Origin of the sequence: Millisia brevis NBRC 105863, from assembly GCF_001552615.1 — a bacterium.
GTDB classification, from domain to species: Bacteria; Actinomycetota; Actinomycetes; order Mycobacteriales; family Mycobacteriaceae; genus Millisia; species Millisia brevis.
This window is the reverse complement of sequence record NZ_BCRN01000007.1, coordinates 204048-223108: the sequence shown is the minus strand read 5'-3', so window position 1 is coordinate 223108 and position 19061 is coordinate 204048. Positions and strand designations below refer to the sequence as shown.

The following is a 19061-nucleotide window of genomic DNA, read 5'->3' as shown; positions in this document are numbered from 1 at the left end:
GGGCGGGGTTGGTTCCTCGGAGCCGGTCGGTCGCGATTGAGGGAAAGTGGAAGGCGGGCAATGCGGCGACGAGATCCTCAGCGGCACAACGGCTCGGTGGACAGAAGGACCGCCGCCGGTCAGTCGCAGTGAGCAGGGCCGAGGGGAGAGCGGCCGGCGCGACCCTGGCCGGGTTGTTCTCCGGAGCGGTCGAGAACAACCCCGACGGGATAGCGGTCGAGGCTGCCGACGCGGTGCTGACCTACCGCGAACTCGACCGACGGTCCACCGTCATCGCCCGGGCGCTGATCGAACGTGGCGTCGGCCCGGAGGACCTCGTCGCCGTCGTACTGCCGCGGTCCGCCGCCTCGGTCTGCGCCCTGGTCGGCATCGCCAAGTCCGGTGCGGCCGCGGTGCCGATCGACACCGTCCAGCCGGCGGAACGCGCCCGCGTGATGCTCGCCGACTCCGGCGCCCGGGTGGCTATCACCCGAGACGATCTCGACGACTACGCACCCTTCGCGGGCGAGCGGCTGGTCGTCGACGACCACCTCGTCCCGCAGTCCGGAGGCTCGGACGAGCGGGTGGTGCCCTTCGCCGGCCGGGAACGTCGGTCGAAGCTGCATACCGCGCATCCGGCCTATCTGATCTACACCTCCGGCTCGACGGGAACGCCGAAAGGCGTGGTGGTCACCCATCGGGGCCTGGCGCGGTTCGCCGCCGAACAGCGTCGCCGCTACCGGGTGACGCGCGAGAGTCGGGTCCTGCACCTGGCGTCGCCGTCCTTCGACGCGTCGATCCTCGAATTCCTGCTGGCGATCGCCGCCGGTGCCCGACTGGTGGTCTCCCCGTCCGATGTCTCCAGCGGTCCGGCCCTGCACGAGGTGATGCGCGGCGGGCGGATCACCCACGCCTTCGTCACCCCGTCGGTGCTGACCACCCTCGACCCGAACGGCCTCGACGATCTGATCGTCCTGATCGCCGGCGGCGAGGCCTGCCCGCCGCGGTTGGTCGAGGACTGGGCCGCTCCGATCGCCTGCGGTCGGACCCGCGGCGTCTTCGACGGCTACGGGCCGACCGAGACGACGATCATGTCCGCGATCTCCGATCCGCTGGTCCCGGGCGATCAGGTCACGATCGGTGAGGCGCTGCCCGGCGAGCGCATCACGATCCGCGACGAGGCGCTCGACGAGGTGGCCTCCGGCACGATCGGCGAGCTCTACATCGCGGGAGTCGGCCTGGCCCGCGGCTACCACGGGCGACCCGCGCAGACCGCCGCCCGCTTCGTCGCCGATCCGACCGGTCCGCCCGGCGCCCGCGCCTACCGGACCGGCGATCTGGCCTGGCGTCGCGGCGACGACCAGATCGTCTACGTCGGCCGCAACGATCACCAGGTGCAGCTGCGCGGCCTGCGGGTCGAACTGGGCGAGATCGACGCGGCGCTGAGCGCATTGCCGACGATCGCCGCAGCGGTCACCGGCACCGCGGAGGTGGCTCCCGGCGACGTCGTGCCGGTCTCCTATGTCGTGCCGGCGGGCGAGGCCACGATCGACGTCGCCGAGGTGCGGCGGGCGATCGCGCTGAGCCTGCCGCGCCATATGGTGCCCGCGTCCATCGTCGTGATCCCCGCGATCCCGCTGACGGCCAACGGCAAGATCGATCGGTCCGCGCTACCCGATCCGGTGGCGCCGGGCGGGGGAGCCGACCGGCCCCCGCAGACGCCGACCGAGCGCGCGGTCGCCGACGCCTTCGCCGTGGTGCTCGGCGTCGCGGCCGTGGGGCGCGAGGACGATTTCTTCTCCCTCGGCGGCACGTCGCTGTCCGCGGTGCGGGTCGCCGCCACCCTCGGCGACACCCTGGGCATCGTGGTCCCGGTGCGGGCGATCTTCGAGGGCGGCTCGGTCGCGGCGTTCGCGGCGGCGATCGACCGGGACGCCCGGCCGGCCGTCACGGGCCTCGACGTACCGCAGCGCCCGGCGGCGATCCCGCTGTCGGCCGCCCAGTACCGCATGTGGATGATCAACCAGCTCGAGGGCGGGTCCGCCGCCTACAACGTCGCGATCGCCGTCCGGCTGACCGGGGCGCTCGACGTCGGCGCCCTGCAGACCGCCGTCGGCGACCTCGCGCTGCGCCACGAGGCGCTGCGCACCGTGTACCCGGAGCAGGACGGCGGGGCGGTGCAGGTGGTCACCGACGTGCTGCCGACCCCGCGGCTGCGACATGCCGCCGCAGCCGACCTGCTCGACGAGGTTCGTCGGGAGGCCACCCGCGCCTTCGATGTCACCGCCGCGCCGCCGATCGCCACCGCGATCATCGCCGTCGATCCCGCCCGGTCCGAGGCCCCCGGCGCCCCCGCCGACCCCCGCGGCCCTGCCGACCCTGCCCGGCCGGAGCACGTGCTGACGCTGGTGGCCCACCACATCGGCGTCGACGGCTGGTCGCTGCAGGTGCTGCGCCGCGACCTGCTCATCGCCTACGCCGCCCGCGTCGCCGGGCATCCGCCGGTATGGGCGGGACCGGTCGGTCAACCCGCCGACCACGCGCTCGCGGCGGTCGGCCGCGACGACCGCGCGGGCCTGGAGTTCTGGGAGGCGACGCTCGCGGACGCGCCCGGCGACCTCGGTCTGCCGATGGATCGGCTGCGGCCCGCGACCCAGGACCGTGCCGCGGCGACGGTCGACCTGCGGATCGATCCGACCACCGCCGCCGCCCTGAGCGGCTGCGCCCGCCGCAACCGCACCACGATGTTCGTCGTCCTGCACGCCGCGCTGACCGTGGCCCTCGCCCGGCTGACCGGGAACGACGACCTGGTGGTCGGCACCGTGACCGCCGGCCGCGACGACCCGCGGATGATCGACGCGGTCGGCATGTTCGTCGAGACGATCGCCCTGCGCACCCGCGTCGACCGTGGGGCGTCCTTCGCCGAACTGCTGCCCGCCGTCCGCGAGGCCGACGTCGAGGCGCTCGCCCGCGCCGACGTGCCCTTCGAGGACGTGATCGCCCGGCTCGACCGCTCCGGGTCGGCGGAATCGTTCCTCCAGGTGTCGCTGTCGGTCGACGATCCGACCCCCGACTCGATCGACCTTCCCGGCCTGACGGTCACCCCACTCTCCGGCGGTCCGGTGGGTGCGAAGTTCGATCTGTCCTTCGCCTTCCGCGCCCCCGCGGCCGACGGCGACGAGGTGCTCGGCGTGCTGACCTACGCGACCGCCCTCTTCGGCGAGGCGACCGCGCGGCTGATCGCCGACCTGACCGCCGCGACCGTGCGCTCCCTGATGGCCCGACCGGACCTTCCCGTCGGGTCGATCGACCTCGGCTACCGCGGACCGCGCCCGCTGGCCGTCGGCCCGACTGCGGGTTCCCCGATCTCGCTGAGCGACCTACTCGACGACTGCGCCCCGCCGGACCGCATCGCGCTGGTCGCCGACGGTCGCACGGTGACCCACCGCCGCTGGCGCGAGCGGGCATCCGCGCTGGCCGCGGTCCTGCTCGCGCGCGGTATCGGGCCGGAGGACGTCGTCGCGATCGCGATCCCCCGATCGGTCGAGTACCTGGTGGCCGTCCGGGCGATCGCGCTGGTCGGTGCGGCGTTCGTCCCGGTCGATCCGTCCGCGCCGCCGGAGCGGCTGCGCTATCTGCTCGACGATTCCGGGGCGGCGCTCACCCTGGTCGTCGGGGCGTCCCGTGACCGGGTGGCGCCCCTGGCCGGGGTGACGATCGACATCGAGGCCATCCCGGCGACCGAGGTCGAGGTGGCGGCGGCGCCGGTGCATCCGGACACCCTCGCCTATCTGATCTACACCTCCGGATCGACCGGCGCCCCGAAGGCGGTGGCGGTCACCCATCGGGGTCTGGCCGCCAATGTCGCCGCCCACCGCGCGCGCTACGCCGTCCCCGCGGACGGGCGCGTGCTGGCGGTCGCCTCGCCGAGCTTCGACGCGTCGATCTTCGAACTGCTGCTGGCGATCAGCGGCGGCGCCGCCCTGGTGATCGCCGACGAGGACACCGTCGCCGGGGCCGCGCTCGAGGAGGTCATCGACCGCGGCGGCGTCACCCACGCCCTGATCACACCGGCGGTGCTCGCCACGATCGACCCGCGGGCGGTGCCGCGGCTGTCGACGGTGATCGTCGGCGGCGAACGGTGCGCCAACGACCTGCTGCAGCGCTGGGTGCTCGCCGGCCGCACCTTCTGCAACGCCTACGGGCCCACCGAGGCGACGATCTGGGCCACCGGCAGCGAGCGGATGTCGGTCGACCGGCCCGTCGACATCGGCACCCCGATCGACGGGGTCACCGTGCACGTCCTCGACGCCGCCCTGCGACCGGTGCCCACCGGCGCGATCGGGGAGCTCTACCTGTCCGGGGCCACACCGGCGCGCGGCTACCGCGGCCGTCCCGGATCGACCGCGGCCGCCTTCGTCGCGCACCCGAGCGGGCGCCCGGGGGAGCGGATGTACCGCACCGGCGACCTGGTGCGGTGGGATGCCCGCGGACAGCGGCTGCACTACCTCGGCCGCGCCGACTTCCAGGTCAAGCTGCACGGCCAACGGATCGAACTGCGCAGCATCGACGCGCTGCTGGAAACCCACGAGAGCGTCTCGACCGCGATCACGGTGCTGCGCCACGACGACACCGGCCGTTCGGCGCTGGTCTCGGTGGTCGTCGCGCGCGACGGCGGTCGGCGCCCGGATCCGGTGGAACTGCGGGCCCATCTCGCCCGCCATCTGCCGGCCGGGCAACGCCCCGTCGCGGTGGAGGTCGTCGACCGGGTACCGCTGACGACCTCCGGGAAGGTGGATCGCCGATCGTTGGCGGACGTCCCGTTGATCGCCGGCAGCGGCGCGGGCCACGTGCCGCCGCGCAACGATTGCGAACGGGCGATCACCCGCATCGTCGAGCGGCTGCTGTCGGTGACGGATATCGGCATCGACGACGACCTGTTCGATCTCGGGGCGACCTCGCTGACCGTCTTCGCGCTGCGTCGCGAACTGGCCGCCGAACTCGATCTGCCGATCTCCGCGAGGGAACTGTTCGACCACACCACCGTGCGGCGGATCGCCGAGTGGACCGCCGACCGGGACACCGAATCGCGCGGGCCGAGTGCGGTCGAGGACCTGATCCGGGACGCCGGGCTGCCGCTGGCGATCGATCCGGAGGCCGCCCCCGCGGTCCCGAACGATCGGGTGGCGACCGTGCTGCTCACCGGCGCGACCGGCTTCCTCGGGTTGTATCTGCTCGAGGCGTTGCTGGAGACGACCGATGCCGCCGTGTGGTGCCTGGTGCGCGGCGGCGACCGCGCCGACGCCGGTGAGCGACTCTGGGCCGCCGCCCGGCGGCGCGGGATCGACCTGCGCGAGCACCGCCACCGCATCCGGATCGTCCCCGGCGATCTGAGCGCCCCCGGGCTGGGCCTGGAGTCCGGCACGTTCGATCTGCTCGCCGAGATGGTCGACGTGATCTACCACTGCGGCGCCCGGGTCAACCACATCGAGTCGTACCGGCAGCTGCGGGCCGCGAACGTCCTGGGTACCGCGGAGGTCCTGCGGCTGGCGGGCACCCGCCGGATCAAACCGGTCCACCACGTGTCGACCGGTTCGGCCGCGCTCGGGACGATGCGGCCGTCCTCCGCGGTGGTCTGCGAGGACGAGCGGGCCCCCGCCGACGCGGTGGTCGGCAACGGCTACACCGCCTCGAAGTGGGTCGCGGAGGAACTGGTCGATCGGGCCCAGCTGCTCGGCGTGCCGACCTGCATCCACCGGCCCGGCCTGGTCAGCGGCTCGCATCGACATCCCGACAACGGTGCCGACGACTCCTTCTGGACGTTGATGCGCGCGGCGGTCCTGGTGGGGGTGGCGCCCGACGTGGCCGGCTTCACCGTTCCGCTCACCCCGGGCGACTACGTCGCGCGCTCGATCGTGGCGATCGCCCGCCGCCGGGAGGCAGCCGACACCGAGGCCCCCCGACGGTTCCACCTGGTCCCGACGGCGGAAACGGATATCGAGGCCATCCTCGACCGCTTCCGCGCCCACGGGTTCACGATCGAGCATCGCTCGGCCGAGGTGACCGGGCGGGCCCTCGCGGCGGCGGCGGATGTACCCGAGGCCGACCCGACCATCGTGCGGGCCGCACTGCTCGGACCCGGATACGTCGTCGGGCCGGCCTCCGGACTTCGGTGGGACGACACGCACGTGCGGGAACTGGTCGCGGGCGATCCGGGAATTCCGCCGGCCGAGGTGGACTGCGCATTGATCGACGCCTATGTCGAATCCTTTGTCGAACACGGACTGCTGCCCCGTCCGCAGCGCAGAATTAGGGCATAGATCACCTTTTGCCGTGGTCGTGGAGTCGGATCCCCGCTATAATCTCCTGGGCGGGTTGCACATTCCCCGATGTGGGTCGTATATCCGTTCGTGCGGTGCGAAAAGCGGTCATCGTCGGACGTTCTGCGAATCGGCTACGGGAGGACGAACGTGGAGGGTCGAGGTTTCGGCGCGGTAGAGCCGCCCTCGAACCTGGCCTCCTTGATCGTCGAATTGCACCGGATTTCGGAAGGATCCGATAGGTCCGAACGGCCATTTCTCGAGAGAGCGGAACGGGTCGGTCGCCATTTTCGAGCGCAATTGATCGTCGGGGCCGATGACTCCGAGCAGGTCGGCGCGCCGACCGGTGTGCAGGCGTTCGCCGCGGTCGCTTCCCCCAGCCCCGCTGCCGTCCCGACCGGCGACGCGTCGGCGGTCGTCGAGTTCGGATCGCTGCGCCTCGGTCGGGCCGAGCCCTGGTCCGCCGGCGAACGCGCGCAACTCGAGATCCTCGCGGAGTTGATCGCGGAGATGGGTCGCCACGACGCCGCCCGCCGACGGGTCACCTACCTGGAGCGGCACGACGAACTGACCGGGACGGTCAACCGGAGGACGATCGAGGAGACGCTCGACGCACGGCTCGTCCCGGGGGGCGGGGGACCGGTCGCGGCGGTCGCGGTCGATCTCGACCGGGTGGCGGTGCTCGACGGATACCTCGGTCACGCCGCCGGCGACCTGTTCCTGCGCACGATCTCCGACCGCCTGACCGATCGTTTCGGCCACGGGCGCGTCGGCCGGGTCGGCCCGCACAACTTCGTCGTCCTGCCGGACGGCCCCGTCGATGATCAGCGGGCCGAGGAGGATGCCCGCGAGATTCGACGGATCGTCTCGCGACCGGTGCCGATCGATCGTCTGTCGGTCGTGCGCACCGCGAGCATCGGGGTCGCCGTCGCCGAACCGGGCAGCGCCGACGCGCATACGATCGTGCGCCGCGCGGGCAGCGCCGCCGAGCGCGCCCGCGCCCTCGGCGGCGACGTGATCGCCACCTATACGGAGTTCATGGACACCGACGCCGATCTGCGCGACGAACTGGAGATCCAGCTCTACTCCGCGATCCGGGACGACGCCTTTGTGCTCTTCTACCAACCCGAGGTCGACCTGCGCACCGGCGAGATCCTGGCGGTCGAGGCGTTGGTGCGCTGGCAGCACCCCTCGCGCGGTCTCCTGCCGCCCTCGGTCTTCGTGCCGATCGCCGAGGAGGGCAACCTCGCCGCCGACCTCGGGCGCTGGGTACTCGATCGCGCCTGCACCGATCTGGCGCGCTGGCATCGGCAGGTACCCGACCGGCGCATCGGCATACGGGTGAACGTCTCGCCGGTCGAATTGGCGACCCCCGGCTACATCGAGACCGTGCGCGGCATCGTGGCGCGGGCCGGGGTGGCGCCCGCCGATATCTGCCTGGAGCTGACCGAGGTCGCGGTCGTCGACGATGTGATGCGCACGCGACTGGCGCTCGCCGCCCTGGTCCGCCTCGGATTCCGATTTGCCATCGACGACTTCGGGACCGGCTACAGCTCGCTGCTGCATCTGCGGGAACTGCCCTTCCATACCCTCAAGATCGACCGCACCTTCGTCTCGGGTCTCGGCCGACATGCCGATGACCTGGCGATCGTCCAGTCGATCATCGGACTGGCCGAGGCGATGGACCTCGAGGTGGTCGCCGAGGGCGTCGAGACCGAGCCCGCGGCGCGTATTCTGCTCGAGCTGGGCTGTACCCGAGCGCAGGGCTACCTGTTCTCGCGTCCGGTCCCGCGGGAGGAGATCGAGCAGCTGTTGGCTCGGGGGCGTTCCCTGATCGACGGCGATCCGAGCGAGAGGGACTGATCGCATGACCACCCCGACCGGTATCGCGCATACCGGCGTCGCACAGTGGCCCGTCGACAACGCCGCGGCGGCGGTGGTTCGGGCGGGGCAGGTGACGACCTTCGGCGATATCGATCGGGTCTACCCCCTCGCGTCGGTCACCAAGCCGCTCGTCGCCTGGGCGGCGCTCGTGGCGATCGAGGAGGGTGCGCTCGACCTCGACACCCCCGCCGGGCCCGAGGGATCGACGATCCGGCACCTGCTGGCCCACGCCTCGGGACTCGACTTCGACGGCCCGGACGCGATCGCCGCGCCCGGTGCGCGGCGGCTCTACTCGAATACCGGCTTCGCCGTCCTGGCCGACGCGGTGCGCGCGCACACCGAGATCCCGTTCCCGGACTATCTGCGCGAGGCGATCTTCGAACCGTTGGGGATGGCGTCCTCGGCGCTGGTCGGACCGGCCGGAAGCGGCGCCGAGTCGACCGTCCGCGATCTGAGCCGATTCGCCGCCGAACTGCTCGCCCCGACGCTGATCTCCGCCGATCTGTTCGCGGAGGCGACCCACCCGGTCTTCCCCGGCCTCGACGGGATCCTGCCCGGCTACGGCCGGCAGAAGCCCAACGACTGGGGCCTCGGGGTCGAGCTGCGCGACCACAAGAGCCCGCACTGGACCGGATCGCTCAACTCGCCGGGCACCTTCGGGCATTTCGGCCAGTCCGGGACGTTCCTGTGGGTGGATCCGGCGATCGCGGCCGCCGCCGTGGTGCTGACCGATCGCGCCTTCGGGGACTGGGCGAAGCCGCTGTGGCCCGAATTGAGCGATGGGATTATTCGCGACATCACCGGCGTGTCGCATGGTGACACGCCGAAGCCGCTCTGATTCGACTGGTGTAACTGCTGCACCTCGAGGCACACTGGTAGCAGCACGCCACACCTGTGCCGGACAAGAGGTCGTTGGGGAAGACGTCCCTCGTCTCAGGCAGGAGGTGTCCACGTGCGTGGATCCAACCAGTTCGCGGCGTCGTCGACCGGCGTGGTGTACATCCATTCGTCGCCCGCGGCGTTGTGCCCCCATGTGCAGTGGGCGCTGGCCGACGCGCTCGGCGCGCGGGCCGATCTGCGGTGGTCTCCCACCCTCGACGACCAGCTGAGCGCCTCCGTGGAGTGGACCGGCCCGGTCGGTACCGCCGGCGCCCTCGCGGCCGCCCTGCGGCCCTGGAGTCTGCTGCGCTTCGAAGTGACCGAGGACCCCTCCGAGGGGGTCGACGGCATGCGCTACTGCCACGTACCCGGTCTCGGCCTCTGGCAGGGCACCACCAACGCCGTCGGCGACGTCGTCGTGGGGGAGCAGCGCTTGCGCGCGATCCTCGCCGGTGGTGCGGATGTCGGCGGCGAGATCCGTCGCGCTCTCGGTACCGCCTGGGACGAGGCGCTCGAACCCTTCCGCTTCGGCGGAGCCGGAGCCGAAGTGACCTGGCTGCACCGGTACGTCTCCTGACCCACCCGCGGCTTCCCGCCGCCCATACGCCTCCTGACGGCGTCGAACGACCTCGGCCGCCGGGATGGTGCCGGTGACACCACCACGACCGGCAGTATCGCGACCGGCGGCCCACAGACCACCATGATCGACCGTGCCCGCGGAGTACCGGGGGCGCGGACGACAAAACGCCCGCCATCCGAAGGGATGGCGGGCGTTTGTCTGTTTCCGTGGGCTGTCCACCGGCGGTGCTTACGGTCGGCCGAAGGCGGTGCTTACGGACGGCCGAAGGCCAGGGCGACGTTGTGACCACCGAAGCCGAACGAGTTGTTGACCGCATACTCGATGTCGTCGCGGCGGGCCTCGCCGTGCACGACGTCGAGATCGACCTCCGGGTCCTGGTTCTCCAGGTTGAGGGTCGGCGGAACGAGCCCGTCCCGGATCGACAGCACGGTCAGCACCGATTCCAGCGCGCCGACGGCACCGATCGAGTGCCCGAGCGCACCCTTCGGTGCATATACCGACGCGTGGGTACCGATCGCCGAGGTGATCGCCTTGGCCTCGGCGAGGTCGCCGATCGGAGTGGCGGTCGCATGCGCGTTGACGTGGGTGATGTCCGTATTCGACAACCCCGCGGTGCGCAGCGCGCGCCCGATCGCCCGGGCGGCACCCTTGCCCTCGGGATCCGGCGCCACGATGTGATAGCCGTCCGAGGTGATACCGACACCGAGCAGGCGGGCGATGATGTTCGCGCCGCGGGCGCGGGCATGCTCCTCGGACTCGAGGACCATCAGCGCGCCGGCCTCGCCGAAGACGAACCCGTCGCGATCGGCGTCGAAGGGACGCGAGGCGCCCTTCGGGTCGTCGTTGCGGGTGCTCATCGCGCGCATCATCGAGAAGCTCGCGATCGGCACCGCGTCGATATAGCCCTCGACACCGCCGGCGATGATGATGTCGGCGTCGCCGAGCACGATCGAACGCCAGGCATGGGCGATGCCCTCGGCACCGGACGAACACGCGGACACCGGGGTGACCACACCGGCGCGGGCGCCGACCTCGAGCCCGACCACCGCGGCCGGACCGTTGGGCATGATCATCTGCACCGCGAGCGGGGACACCTTGCGGTAGCCACCGGCACGCATCTTGCGATCCGCGTCGAGCAGGGCGTCGCCGCCACCGAGGCCGGTGCCGATGCTGATCCCGAGCCGATCCTGATCGACCTCCGGGCTGCCGGCGCTGCGCCAGACGTCGCGACCGAGAACCGCGGCCAGTTGCTCGACATAGCTCATGCGGCGCTGCTCGACCCGGCTCAACTGGGTCGAGGGCAGGACCGCCAGGCGTCCGCCGATGCGGACCGGAAGGTCGTAGTCGGTGACGAAGTCGTCGTCGAGAACGCCGATGCCGCTCTCGCCGTTCAGCAGACCCTTCCAGGTTCCGTCAACGTCACCGGCGATCGACGTGGTGGCCGCGACAGCGGTCACCACCACGTTGCGAAAGCCGCCTCCCGCAGTCGAGGCGTCGGCCACGGCGGAGGTCATTCCGCGGACTCGCCCGTGACCTTCGCCTGGATGGCGCTGGCGGTGTCGCCGTCCTCGGACTCGAGCCGCTGCACGTAGGACACGGCGTCACCGACGGTGCGCAGGCCGGCCAGTTCCTCATCGGGGATCTTGACGCCGTACTTGTCCTCGAGCTGGACGGCGATCTCGACCAGGGAGAGCGAATCGATGTCGAGGTCGTCGATGAAGGACTTCTCGATGGTGACCTCGGACGGCTCGATGCCGGTCACTTCCTCGACGATCTCCGCGATGCCGGCGATGATCTGTTCCTGGCTGGCAGCCACGTGTGTGGTGTCCTTTCGTGTTCGGGAATCGAACGATCCGATTGCCCGGTGCCCGAGGGTTCGGGCGTGTTGTGGTGGTTTCCGGCTCGGGGCCGGGTGCGTCGACGAGGTCGATGCGAATCCGGACGAGGTGGTACCCGTCCGGTGGATCAGGCGAGGTCGGCGACCTTTTCGACGTCCTCGGGGGTCTTGATCGCGACCGAGGGAACGCCGCGCATCTCGCGCTTGGCGATACCGGTCAGGGTACCGCCCGGGGCCAGCTCGGCCAGGCCGGTGACGCCGGCGGTGGTCAGATACTCCGTGCAGCGATCCCAGCGGACCGAGCGGGTGATCTGGTCGGCGAGACGATCGAGCGCGTCCTGGCCGGACGAGACCGGTCGGCCGTCGCGGTTGGACAGCAGGACCTGGGTGGGCTCCATCGGGATGATCGACTCGACCGCACCGGCCACGGCGGCCCGGGCGGGCTCCATGAAGCGGGTGTGGAAGGCGCCGGCGACGGAGAGCGGTCGGATGCGCGCCTTCTCCGGCGGGGTCGCGGCGAGCTCCTCGAGCGCCTCGATCGGGCCGGCGGCGACGATCTGGCCGACCGCGTTGCGATTGGCGGGCTCGAGTCCGAGCTCCTCCAGGCGGGCCAGCACGTCCTGCTCGCTGCCGCCGAGCACCGCCGACATACCGGTCGGGGTGATGGCGCAGGCCTTGGCCATCTCGGCGCCGCGCAGCGCGGCGAGCGCGACCGCATCGTCCGAGGAGATGACACCGGCGACCGCGGCCGCGGTGAACTCACCGATCGAATGGCCGGCGACGATGAACGACTCCGGCAGCAGGCCGCGTCGATCCAGCTCCTCGAAGGCCAGCAGCGAGGCGGCGACGATCAGCGGCTGGGTCACCGCGGTGTCGCTGATCTCCTGCGCGTCGGCGGTCGTGCCGAGGCGTTCCAGATCGAGGCCACTGATCTTCGACCACAGCGCGACGCGGTCGACAGCACCGGGCAAAGCGAGCCAGGGGGTCAGCATGCCGGGGGTCTGGGAGCCCTGTCCGGGAGCAAGCAACGAGATCACTGCTACAGGAAACACGTCTTTAAGGTCTTTCACAGGTGTAGCGCTCAATGAACTCTCCGTCCTGCTTTTGTGGGGTCCCTACAAAAGGGTCGAACGTGGAGATGGATCGCTGAAAGCTATCGAGGTGTTACACCGAGAACGGTCCGATGGGGCCAGAGGTGCTGGATGAGACCTGTGAGCCGAATTCTTGGGGTGAAACCCCAAGTCGGCCGACGGTAGCCGCCACCCGCAGCACGTACGCGTCACGGGAATCGGTGGGATCCCGACCGGTCACTTCGGTGACGCGTCGCAACCTGTATCGAACTGTATTTGGATGGACAAACAACTGGCGCGCGCATGTCTCGACAGCGCCCCCGGAATCGAGGTACGCGTCGAGGGTGTCGCTCAGGCTCGATCCCGCCTTGGCCAGCGGTGACACGATCTGTTCGAGCAGTGCGGTGACCGCCGCCGGGTCGCCGAGAAGGGCGCGCTCCGGCAGCAGTTCGCCGGCGTAGACCGGGCGCGGTGCGCCCCGCCAGCCATGAACGGCGACCATACCCGCCAAGGCCTCGGCCGCGCTGGAATGGGCGGTGGCGAGGCTGCGTGTCGTGGGCCCGATCACAACCGGATCGGAGGAGAAGATCGTCATCAACTCGTGCAGGAAGGCCGACGCACCCGGCGAGCCGAAGAGTGGACCGCTGACCAACACCACCAGGCGGCTGCCCTGCACGACCGCCAACGCCGCGCGCCCGTGGCGGGCGGCGACATCGTGCATCGTGCCGACGACCGATACCCCTTGCTCCGGGGGTGGCGAACCGACCAGCACCGTCGCCGAGGACGAGACATCCCAGTTGAGAGTCGCTGCCCGCGAGACGATGTCGGAGCTGGTGTCACCGCGGACCACCGCGTCGACCACCATCGCTTCGAGCCGGGTGTCCCAGGCGCCGCGGGCCTCGGCGGCGTCGGCGTAGACCGAAGCGGTCGCGAAACCGATCTCCCGGCCGTAGCGCAACACCGCCTCGGTCAGGGCGACCAGCTGCTGGTCGGTGCGCGCGAGGGCGGGCAGCCACTTCTCGAAGCATTCGGTGGCGACGCGAACCATGTCGACCGTCTGGCGAAGGGTCAGACTGCGCGCCAGATCCTTCGGGATCGCGTTCGAGGTGAAGGTGATGTCACCGTCGGGATCGGTGAGCCATTCGAGGAAGTTGTCGACCGCGGCCTGCACCAGCAGGTGCACGCTCGCCTTCTGGGCGGCGTCGAGGTTGTCGAAGAAGGGCAGCCGCTCCCGGATCGTTTCGATCGCCTCGCGGGAGAGCCGACTCGAGAACTGTTTGACCCGCCGCAACAGCGCGTCGGGGAGATGTGAATCGTCGTCGCCGCGATAGCGGGGGGCGGCAAGGAAAGCGCCGGAGAGGTGAATCTCGTCGGGAACCTGCTCGCGGCCGCCGCTCGGGGTGGTCGCGATCGGCAGGTCGTGGTCGAGCTCGGAGTAGGCGACCGGGTTGGCGCCGGTGGTCGGCCCGGTCCCGGACCGTCGGCCGGCCGCGGACGGGACGGCCGCGCCGTCGGCAGCTGCTCGCCGCCGGCGGCGCGGACCGTCCGCGCGATGTTCACCCATACGTCAGGCGGAACCGGTATCCGCGTACGAGACCGGAGCGGCATCGACGTCGTCGATCTGGTACTTCGCGGCCGCCTCGACGGCCTTGGCCGCATCGATCGTGCCGAGCCGGCCGAGCGCCGAGAGCACGGCCACCGTCACCGACTCGCCGTCGATGTTGAACTCGCGACGCACCGCCGGGCGGGTATCGGAGAAGCCGAAGCCGTCCGCGCCCAGGGTGGTGTAGTCACCCGGCACCCACTTGCGGATCTGATCGGACACGATGTGCATCCAGTCCGAGACCGCCACGAAGGGACCGTCGGCGCCCGAGAGTTGCTCGGTGACGAAGGGCACCCGCGGCGGAGCCGCCGGATCGCGCAGCGCGGCGACATCCGCCTCGACACCGTCGCGACGCAGCTCGTTCCACGACGTCACCGACCACACGTCGGCCACGACGCCCCACTCCTCGGCCAACAGTTCCGCCGCCCGCAGGGCCGACAGGATTCCGACGCCCGACGCAAGGATCTGGGCGCGCGGTCCGTCGCCCTCGCCGCGCTTGTACAGGTAGAGACCCCGCACGACCGCTTCCGGGTCGAGCCCCTCGGGCTCGGCCGGCTGCTTGTACGGCTCGTTGTACATGGTGATGTAGTAGTAGATGTTCTCGCCGCCGAAGCCCTCGACGCCCTCGGTGCCGCCGTACATCCGGCGCAGACCGTCCTTGACGATGTGCGCGATCTCGTAGGCGAACGCCGGGTCGTAGGAGACGACCGCCGGGTTGGTCGACGCGAGGATCTGCGAGTGACCGTCCGCGTGCTGCAGGCCCTCACCGGTCAGCGTGCTGCGTCCGGCGGTGGCGCCGAGGACAAATCCGCGGGCCATCTGATCGGCCGCCGCCCACAGACCGTCGCCGGTCCGCTGGAAACCGAACATCGAGTAGAAGATGTACAGCGGGATCATCGGCTCGCCGTGGGTGGAGTACGAGGTACCGACCGCGGTGAACGAAGCGGTCGAACCGGCCTCGTTGATGCCCTCGTGCAGGATCTGACCGGCCTGGTCCTCCTTGTAGGCCAGCATCAGATCAGCGTCGACCGCCCGATACAGCTGCCCGTTGCGGTTGTAGATCTTCAGCGTCGGGAACCACGAGTCCATGCCGAAGGTGCGGGCCTCGTCGGGGATGATCGGCACGATCCGCTTGCCGATCACCGGATCGCGCAGCAGTTCCTTCATCACCCGCACGAAGGCCATCGTCGTGGCGACCTCCTGCTTGCCCGACCCCTTGCGGATCGAGGCGAAGACCTTGTCCTCCGGCACCGGCAGGGGTGCCGCCTTGGTCCGGCGCTCGGGGACGAAGCCGCCGAGGTTGCGCCGCCGCTCGAGCAGGTACTGAATCTCCGGCGACTCGGGTCCCGGGTTGTAGTACGGCGGCAGGTAGGGGTCCTTCTCGAGAACCTCGTCCGAGATCGGGATGCGCTGGGCGTCGCGGAAGGCCTTGAGATCGTCGAGGGTCAGCTTCTTCATCTGGTGGGTCGCGTTGCGGCCCTCGAAGTGCGTGCCCAGGCCGTAGCCCTTGATCGTGTGCGCCAGGATCACCGTCGGCTGACCCTTGTGGGCCAGGGCGGCGGCGTACGCGGCGTAGACCTTGCGGTAGTCGTGCCCGCCGCGCTTGAGGTTCCAGATCTCCGGGTCGGTCATGTCCTTGACCAATTCCTTGGTCCGCGGGTCACGTCCGAAGAAGTGCTCGCGCACGAAGGCGCCGTCGTTGGCCTTGTAGGTCTGGAAGTCGCCGTCGGCGGTGGTGTTCATCAGGTTGACCAGGGCGCCATCCTTGTCGGCGAAGAGCAGCTTGTCCCACTCGCGGCCCCAGATGACCTTGATGACGTTCCAGCCGGCGCCGCGGAAGAACGACTCCAACTCCTGGATGATCTTGCCGTTGCCGCGCACCGGACCGTCGAGGCGCTGCAGATTGCAGTTGATGACGAAGGTCAGGTTGTCCAGGCCCTCGAGCGCGGCCATGTGGGTCAGACCGCGCGACTCCGCCTCGTCCATCTCGCCGTCGCCGAGGAAGGCCCAGACGTGCTGATCCGAGGTGTCCTGGATGCCGCGGTCCTGCAGGTAGTGGTTGAACCGCGCCTGATAGATGGCGTTCATCGGGCCGAGGCCCATCGACACCGTCGGGAACTCCCAGAAGTGCGGCAGCAACCGCGGGTGCGGGTAGGAGGGCAGACCGCCGCCCTTGTTGCGGTGGCTGATCTCCTGGCGGAAGCCGTCGAGCTGCGCCTCGGGGATGCGGCCCTCGAGGAAGGCGCGCGCGTAGATGCCGGGGGAGGCGTGACCCTGGATGAAGACCTGGTCGCCGCCGCCCGGGGCGTCCTTGCCGCGGAAGAAGTGGTTGAAGCCGACCTCGTAGAGCGCGGCGGACGAGGCGTACGTCGAGATGTGGCCGCCGACGCCGACGCCGGGGCGCTGGGCGCGATGCACCATGATCGCGGCGTTCCAGCGGATCCAGGCGCGGTAGCGGCGCTCGACGTCCTCGTCGCCCGGGAACCACGGTTCGCGGTCACCGGGGATCGTGTTGACGTAGTCGGTCGAGGTCAGCGACGGCACGGCGACCTTGCGCTCGCCGGCCCGCTCGAGCAGACGCAGCATCAGATAGCGCGCCCGCTCCGGGCCGGATCGGGCAACGAGCTCGTCGAAGGATTCGAGCCACTCGTCGGTCTCGTCGGTGTCGATATCGGGCAGGTAGGTCGCGAAACCCTCTCGAATGACGCGCACCCGCGCCTTTCCGCCACCGTTGGCCGTCGGTCCCGACCCGTTCGACGTGGTGGGGGGGCTCGCGGTTCCGGCGGTGTCGGGGGTGCTGCTCGACTGCGACACGTGGTCCTCTCTTCCGACGCGTGGCCGGCGGTACCGGCCAGTTGATGGTGCGGTCGCACGTGGGTGATGTGCTCCGCGTCCTCGGTCCTCGACCCCAATCCTTGCACCTACCGGTACCCGGGCGCCCGGCTATGGCCCGGTGATTTGCCTCCGGTCGTCCCGCGGGCCGCCTCCGGCGGTCCGAACGCTCGACTCCGGGCCGTACGCAGGGGAGGCTCGGGGCGCGTGCGAATGGGAGGCCGGGCCTCGATGCCGCGGCCGGCGCCGGCCCGGCGGGCGTCGCGGGATGGCGTGCCGCGCACCCGAGAGACCTGCCGGTTCCACTACGCGGCGTCGTATCAATCAACGACGCGACGTCGTACTTTGCCGGAATCGGGTCTCGGACGGCGCGATGGGCGAGTTGTCCGGATTCGGGACCTGGGAAGGTGCCGTGTCGGCTTGCGCGTTGGCAAACAAACATGTTCGCTTTGGAGTACTACGCGTCCATCGGACGCATGTCCAAACATCCGAGACACCCGTATCGGTATGCCGATACGAATCGAACCCCCCGTACCGGTTTGCCGGTACCCATCGACACGAGGAGGACCCCACCGTGGTCGCCGCGGCGGACACCCCGAGCTACGCGCAGAAACTGGGCATCACCAAGGACATGGCCGTCCAGGAGCGTGGATGGGACGAAGACACCGACGACGACATCAGGGCCGATATCGAGGAGGTCATCGGCGATGAGCTCCTCGACGAGGACTCCCATGATGTCGTCGACGTGGTGCTGCTCTGGTGGCGCGACGAGGACGGCGACCTGGTGGACGCCCTGATGGATTCGATCGGACCTCTGGCGGAGGAGGGCACCGTCTGGGTGCTCACGCCGAAGACCGGCCAGTCCGGACACGTCGATCCCACCGAGATCGCCGAGTCGGCGCCCACGGCCGGATTGACCCAGACCTCCACGGTCAATCTCGGATCGTGGACCGGGTCGCGTTTGGTGCAGCCCAAGGGTGAACGCTCGAAGCGGTGAGAGAGGCGGCGTCGGCCGCGCGTCCGGTCGACGCTACGGTCGGTAGCCGACAGCCCACCTCGAGCAGGAGAGCTCTGCCATGTCACCGCTCCCCATCGGCGCCGTAGCGCCGGATTTCACGTTGCGCGACCAGAACAACCAGCCCGTGACCCTCTCGTCCTATCGGGGTGTCAAGAACGTGCTGTTGGTGTTCTACCCGCTGGCCTTCACCGGCACCTGCCAGGGCGAGTTGTGTCAGGTCCGCGATGCGCTGCCGACGTTCGAGAACGACACGACGGCCACCCTGGCGATCTCCGTCGGCCCGCCGCCCACCCACAAGGTGTGGGCCGCGGAACTGGGATATACCTTCCCGCTGCTGTCGGATTTCTGGCCGCACGGTGAGGTCGCGCAGGCCTACGGGGTGTTCAACGAGTCCGCCGGATTCGCCAATCGGGGCACCTTCATGATCGATACCGGCGGGGTCATCCGGTACTCGCAGATGAACGGCCCCGGCGAGGCGCGCGACCCGAAGATCTGGACCGACGCCCTCGCCACCGTCGACTAGCGTCGCTCAGCTCACGGTGAGGGTGGGCGGCCACAGCGCGAAACTGTGCCCCTTCGAGTGGCACGAGAACACACCCTTGAAACCGAAGGTGCACTTGACGCCCGCGTGATGGAGCGTTCCGGTCAACTGGGGGCTGCCGCCGCGCCCCTGCGGTCCGCCGATGCCGAAGGTGGGGTGCGCCGGCAGGAACGGCAGGTCGATCGCGACGTCGTAGACGCGCGGGGCGAACGGCACCTGGGACATGAAGGCGCCACCCGGAAGGTCGCAGCCGACATCGCTATTCGGGCGAATCGAACAATTCCAGGAGCCGACCGAGAAGTACGCGGTATCGCCGACCAGATAGGGTCCGGGGTCGACGGCGGGCGGTTCGAAGTTGATCTCCTGCGCCCCGGCCGGAGCGGCCAGGGCGGTCGCCGCCAGCAGGGCGCCGGCGAGGATCGCGGACGTTCGGGCCAGCCGTGAGCGGGTGCGGCGAACGATCTTCGGACTGCGGGTGGACGGGCGCATCGGAGGCTCCCTCGTCTCGGGTCGCCGGC

Annotated in this window: 12 protein-coding genes; 6 read left to right on the top strand and 6 right to left on the bottom strand. The window is 70.3% G+C overall.

Going from position 1 to position 19061, the window contains the following annotated elements; genetic code table 11:
• Positions 1-128: 128 nt before the first annotated feature.
• The 4 genes from MB1_RS12335 (at position 129) to MB1_RS12320 (ending at position 9639) form a co-directional block, all read left to right on the top strand.
• Positions 129-6299 (top strand): non-ribosomal peptide synthetase, encoded by a 6171-nt coding sequence (locus MB1_RS12335; protein WP_169801649.1) that lies wholly within the window; start codon positions 129-131, stop codon positions 6297-6299.
• Positions 6300-6599: 300 nt separating this feature from the next.
• On the top strand, positions 6600-8162 hold the full coding sequence (locus tag MB1_RS12330; RefSeq protein WP_066907289.1) for a putative bifunctional diguanylate cyclase/phosphodiesterase: 1563 nt from the start codon (positions 6600-6602) through the stop codon (positions 8160-8162).
• A gap of 4 nt (positions 8163-8166) precedes the next feature.
• Positions 8167-9021 carry a serine hydrolase domain-containing protein gene (locus tag MB1_RS12325; protein ID WP_066907285.1) on the top strand — a complete coding sequence of 285 codons (855 nt, stop codon included), beginning with the start codon at positions 8167-8169 and terminating at the stop codon, positions 9019-9021.
• 114 nt (positions 9022-9135) lie between these two features.
• The gene (locus tag MB1_RS12320; protein ID WP_066907282.1) at positions 9136-9639 is read left to right on the top strand and encodes a DUF3145 family protein; all 504 of its coding nucleotides are present in this window, start codon (positions 9136-9138) and stop codon (positions 9637-9639) included.
• A gap of 254 nt (positions 9640-9893) precedes the next feature.
• Here the strand turns inward: MB1_RS12320 and MB1_RS12315 are convergent, their stop codons facing one another.
• The 5 genes from MB1_RS12315 to aceE form a co-directional block, all read right to left on the bottom strand.
• Positions 9894-11156: a KasA/KasB family beta-ketoacyl-ACP synthase gene (locus MB1_RS12315; protein WP_066907278.1), complete on the bottom strand. Its 1263-nt coding sequence runs from the start codon at positions 11154-11156 to the stop codon at positions 9894-9896.
• Positions 11153-11458 carry a meromycolate extension acyl carrier protein AcpM gene (gene acpM, locus MB1_RS12310; protein WP_066907276.1) on the bottom strand — a complete coding sequence of 102 codons (306 nt, stop codon included), beginning with the start codon at positions 11456-11458 and terminating at the stop codon, positions 11153-11155. The genes MB1_RS12315 and acpM overlap by 4 nt, the downstream gene beginning before the upstream one ends.
• 149 nt (positions 11459-11607) lie before the next feature.
• Complete coding sequence (locus MB1_RS12305; RefSeq protein WP_066907273.1) at positions 11608-12516, bottom strand: ACP S-malonyltransferase; 909 nt, start codon at positions 12514-12516, stop codon at positions 11608-11610.
• Positions 12517-12643: 127 nt separating this feature from the next.
• On the bottom strand, positions 12644-14113 hold the full coding sequence (locus MB1_RS12300) for a PucR family transcriptional regulator (RefSeq protein WP_084351634.1): 1470 nt from the start codon (positions 14111-14113) through the stop codon (positions 12644-12646).
• Positions 14114-14116: 3 nt separating this feature from the next.
• Positions 14117-16864 (bottom strand): pyruvate dehydrogenase (acetyl-transferring), homodimeric type, encoded by a 2748-nt coding sequence (gene aceE, locus MB1_RS12295; protein WP_245650156.1) that lies wholly within the window; start codon positions 16862-16864, stop codon positions 14117-14119.
• A 694-nt stretch (positions 16865-17558) separates the two neighbouring features.
• On the opposite strand from aceE, the gene MB1_RS12290 reads away from it, so the two are divergent.
• A complete protein-coding gene (locus tag MB1_RS12290) occupies positions 17559-17981 on the top strand; it encodes a DUF3052 domain-containing protein (protein WP_066907270.1) in 423 nt (140 codons plus the stop codon).
• 79 nt (positions 17982-18060) lie between these two features.
• Positions 18061-18525 (top strand): peroxiredoxin, encoded by a 465-nt coding sequence (locus MB1_RS12285; RefSeq protein WP_066907267.1) that lies wholly within the window; start codon positions 18061-18063, stop codon positions 18523-18525.
• A 6-nt stretch (positions 18526-18531) separates the two neighbouring features.
• Here MB1_RS12285 and MB1_RS12280 read toward each other — a convergent pair whose 3' ends face one another.
• Positions 18532-19032, bottom strand: a complete 501-nt coding sequence (locus MB1_RS12280) for a hypothetical protein (protein WP_066907264.1) — start codon at positions 19030-19032, stop codon at positions 18532-18534.
• Between the last annotated feature and the right edge of the window lie 29 nt (positions 19033-19061).

Coding starts and splice junctions, on each gene's coding strand:
- MB1_RS12325 (WP_066907285.1), top strand. CDS start 8,167: ATGACCACCCCGACCGGTATCGCGCATACCGGCGTCGCACAGTGGCCC.
- MB1_RS12315 (WP_066907278.1), bottom strand. CDS start 11,156: ATGACCTCCGCCGTGGCCGACGCCTCGACTGCGGGAGGCGGCTTTCGC.
- MB1_RS12300 (WP_084351634.1), bottom strand. CDS start 14,113: ATGGGTGAACATCGCGCGGACGGTCCGCGCCGCCGGCGGCGAGCAGCT.
- MB1_RS12285 (WP_066907267.1), top strand. CDS start 18,061: ATGTCACCGCTCCCCATCGGCGCCGTAGCGCCGGATTTCACGTTGCGC.
- MB1_RS12280 (WP_066907264.1), bottom strand. CDS start 19,032: ATGCGCCCGTCCACCCGCAGTCCGAAGATCGTTCGCCGCACCCGCTCA.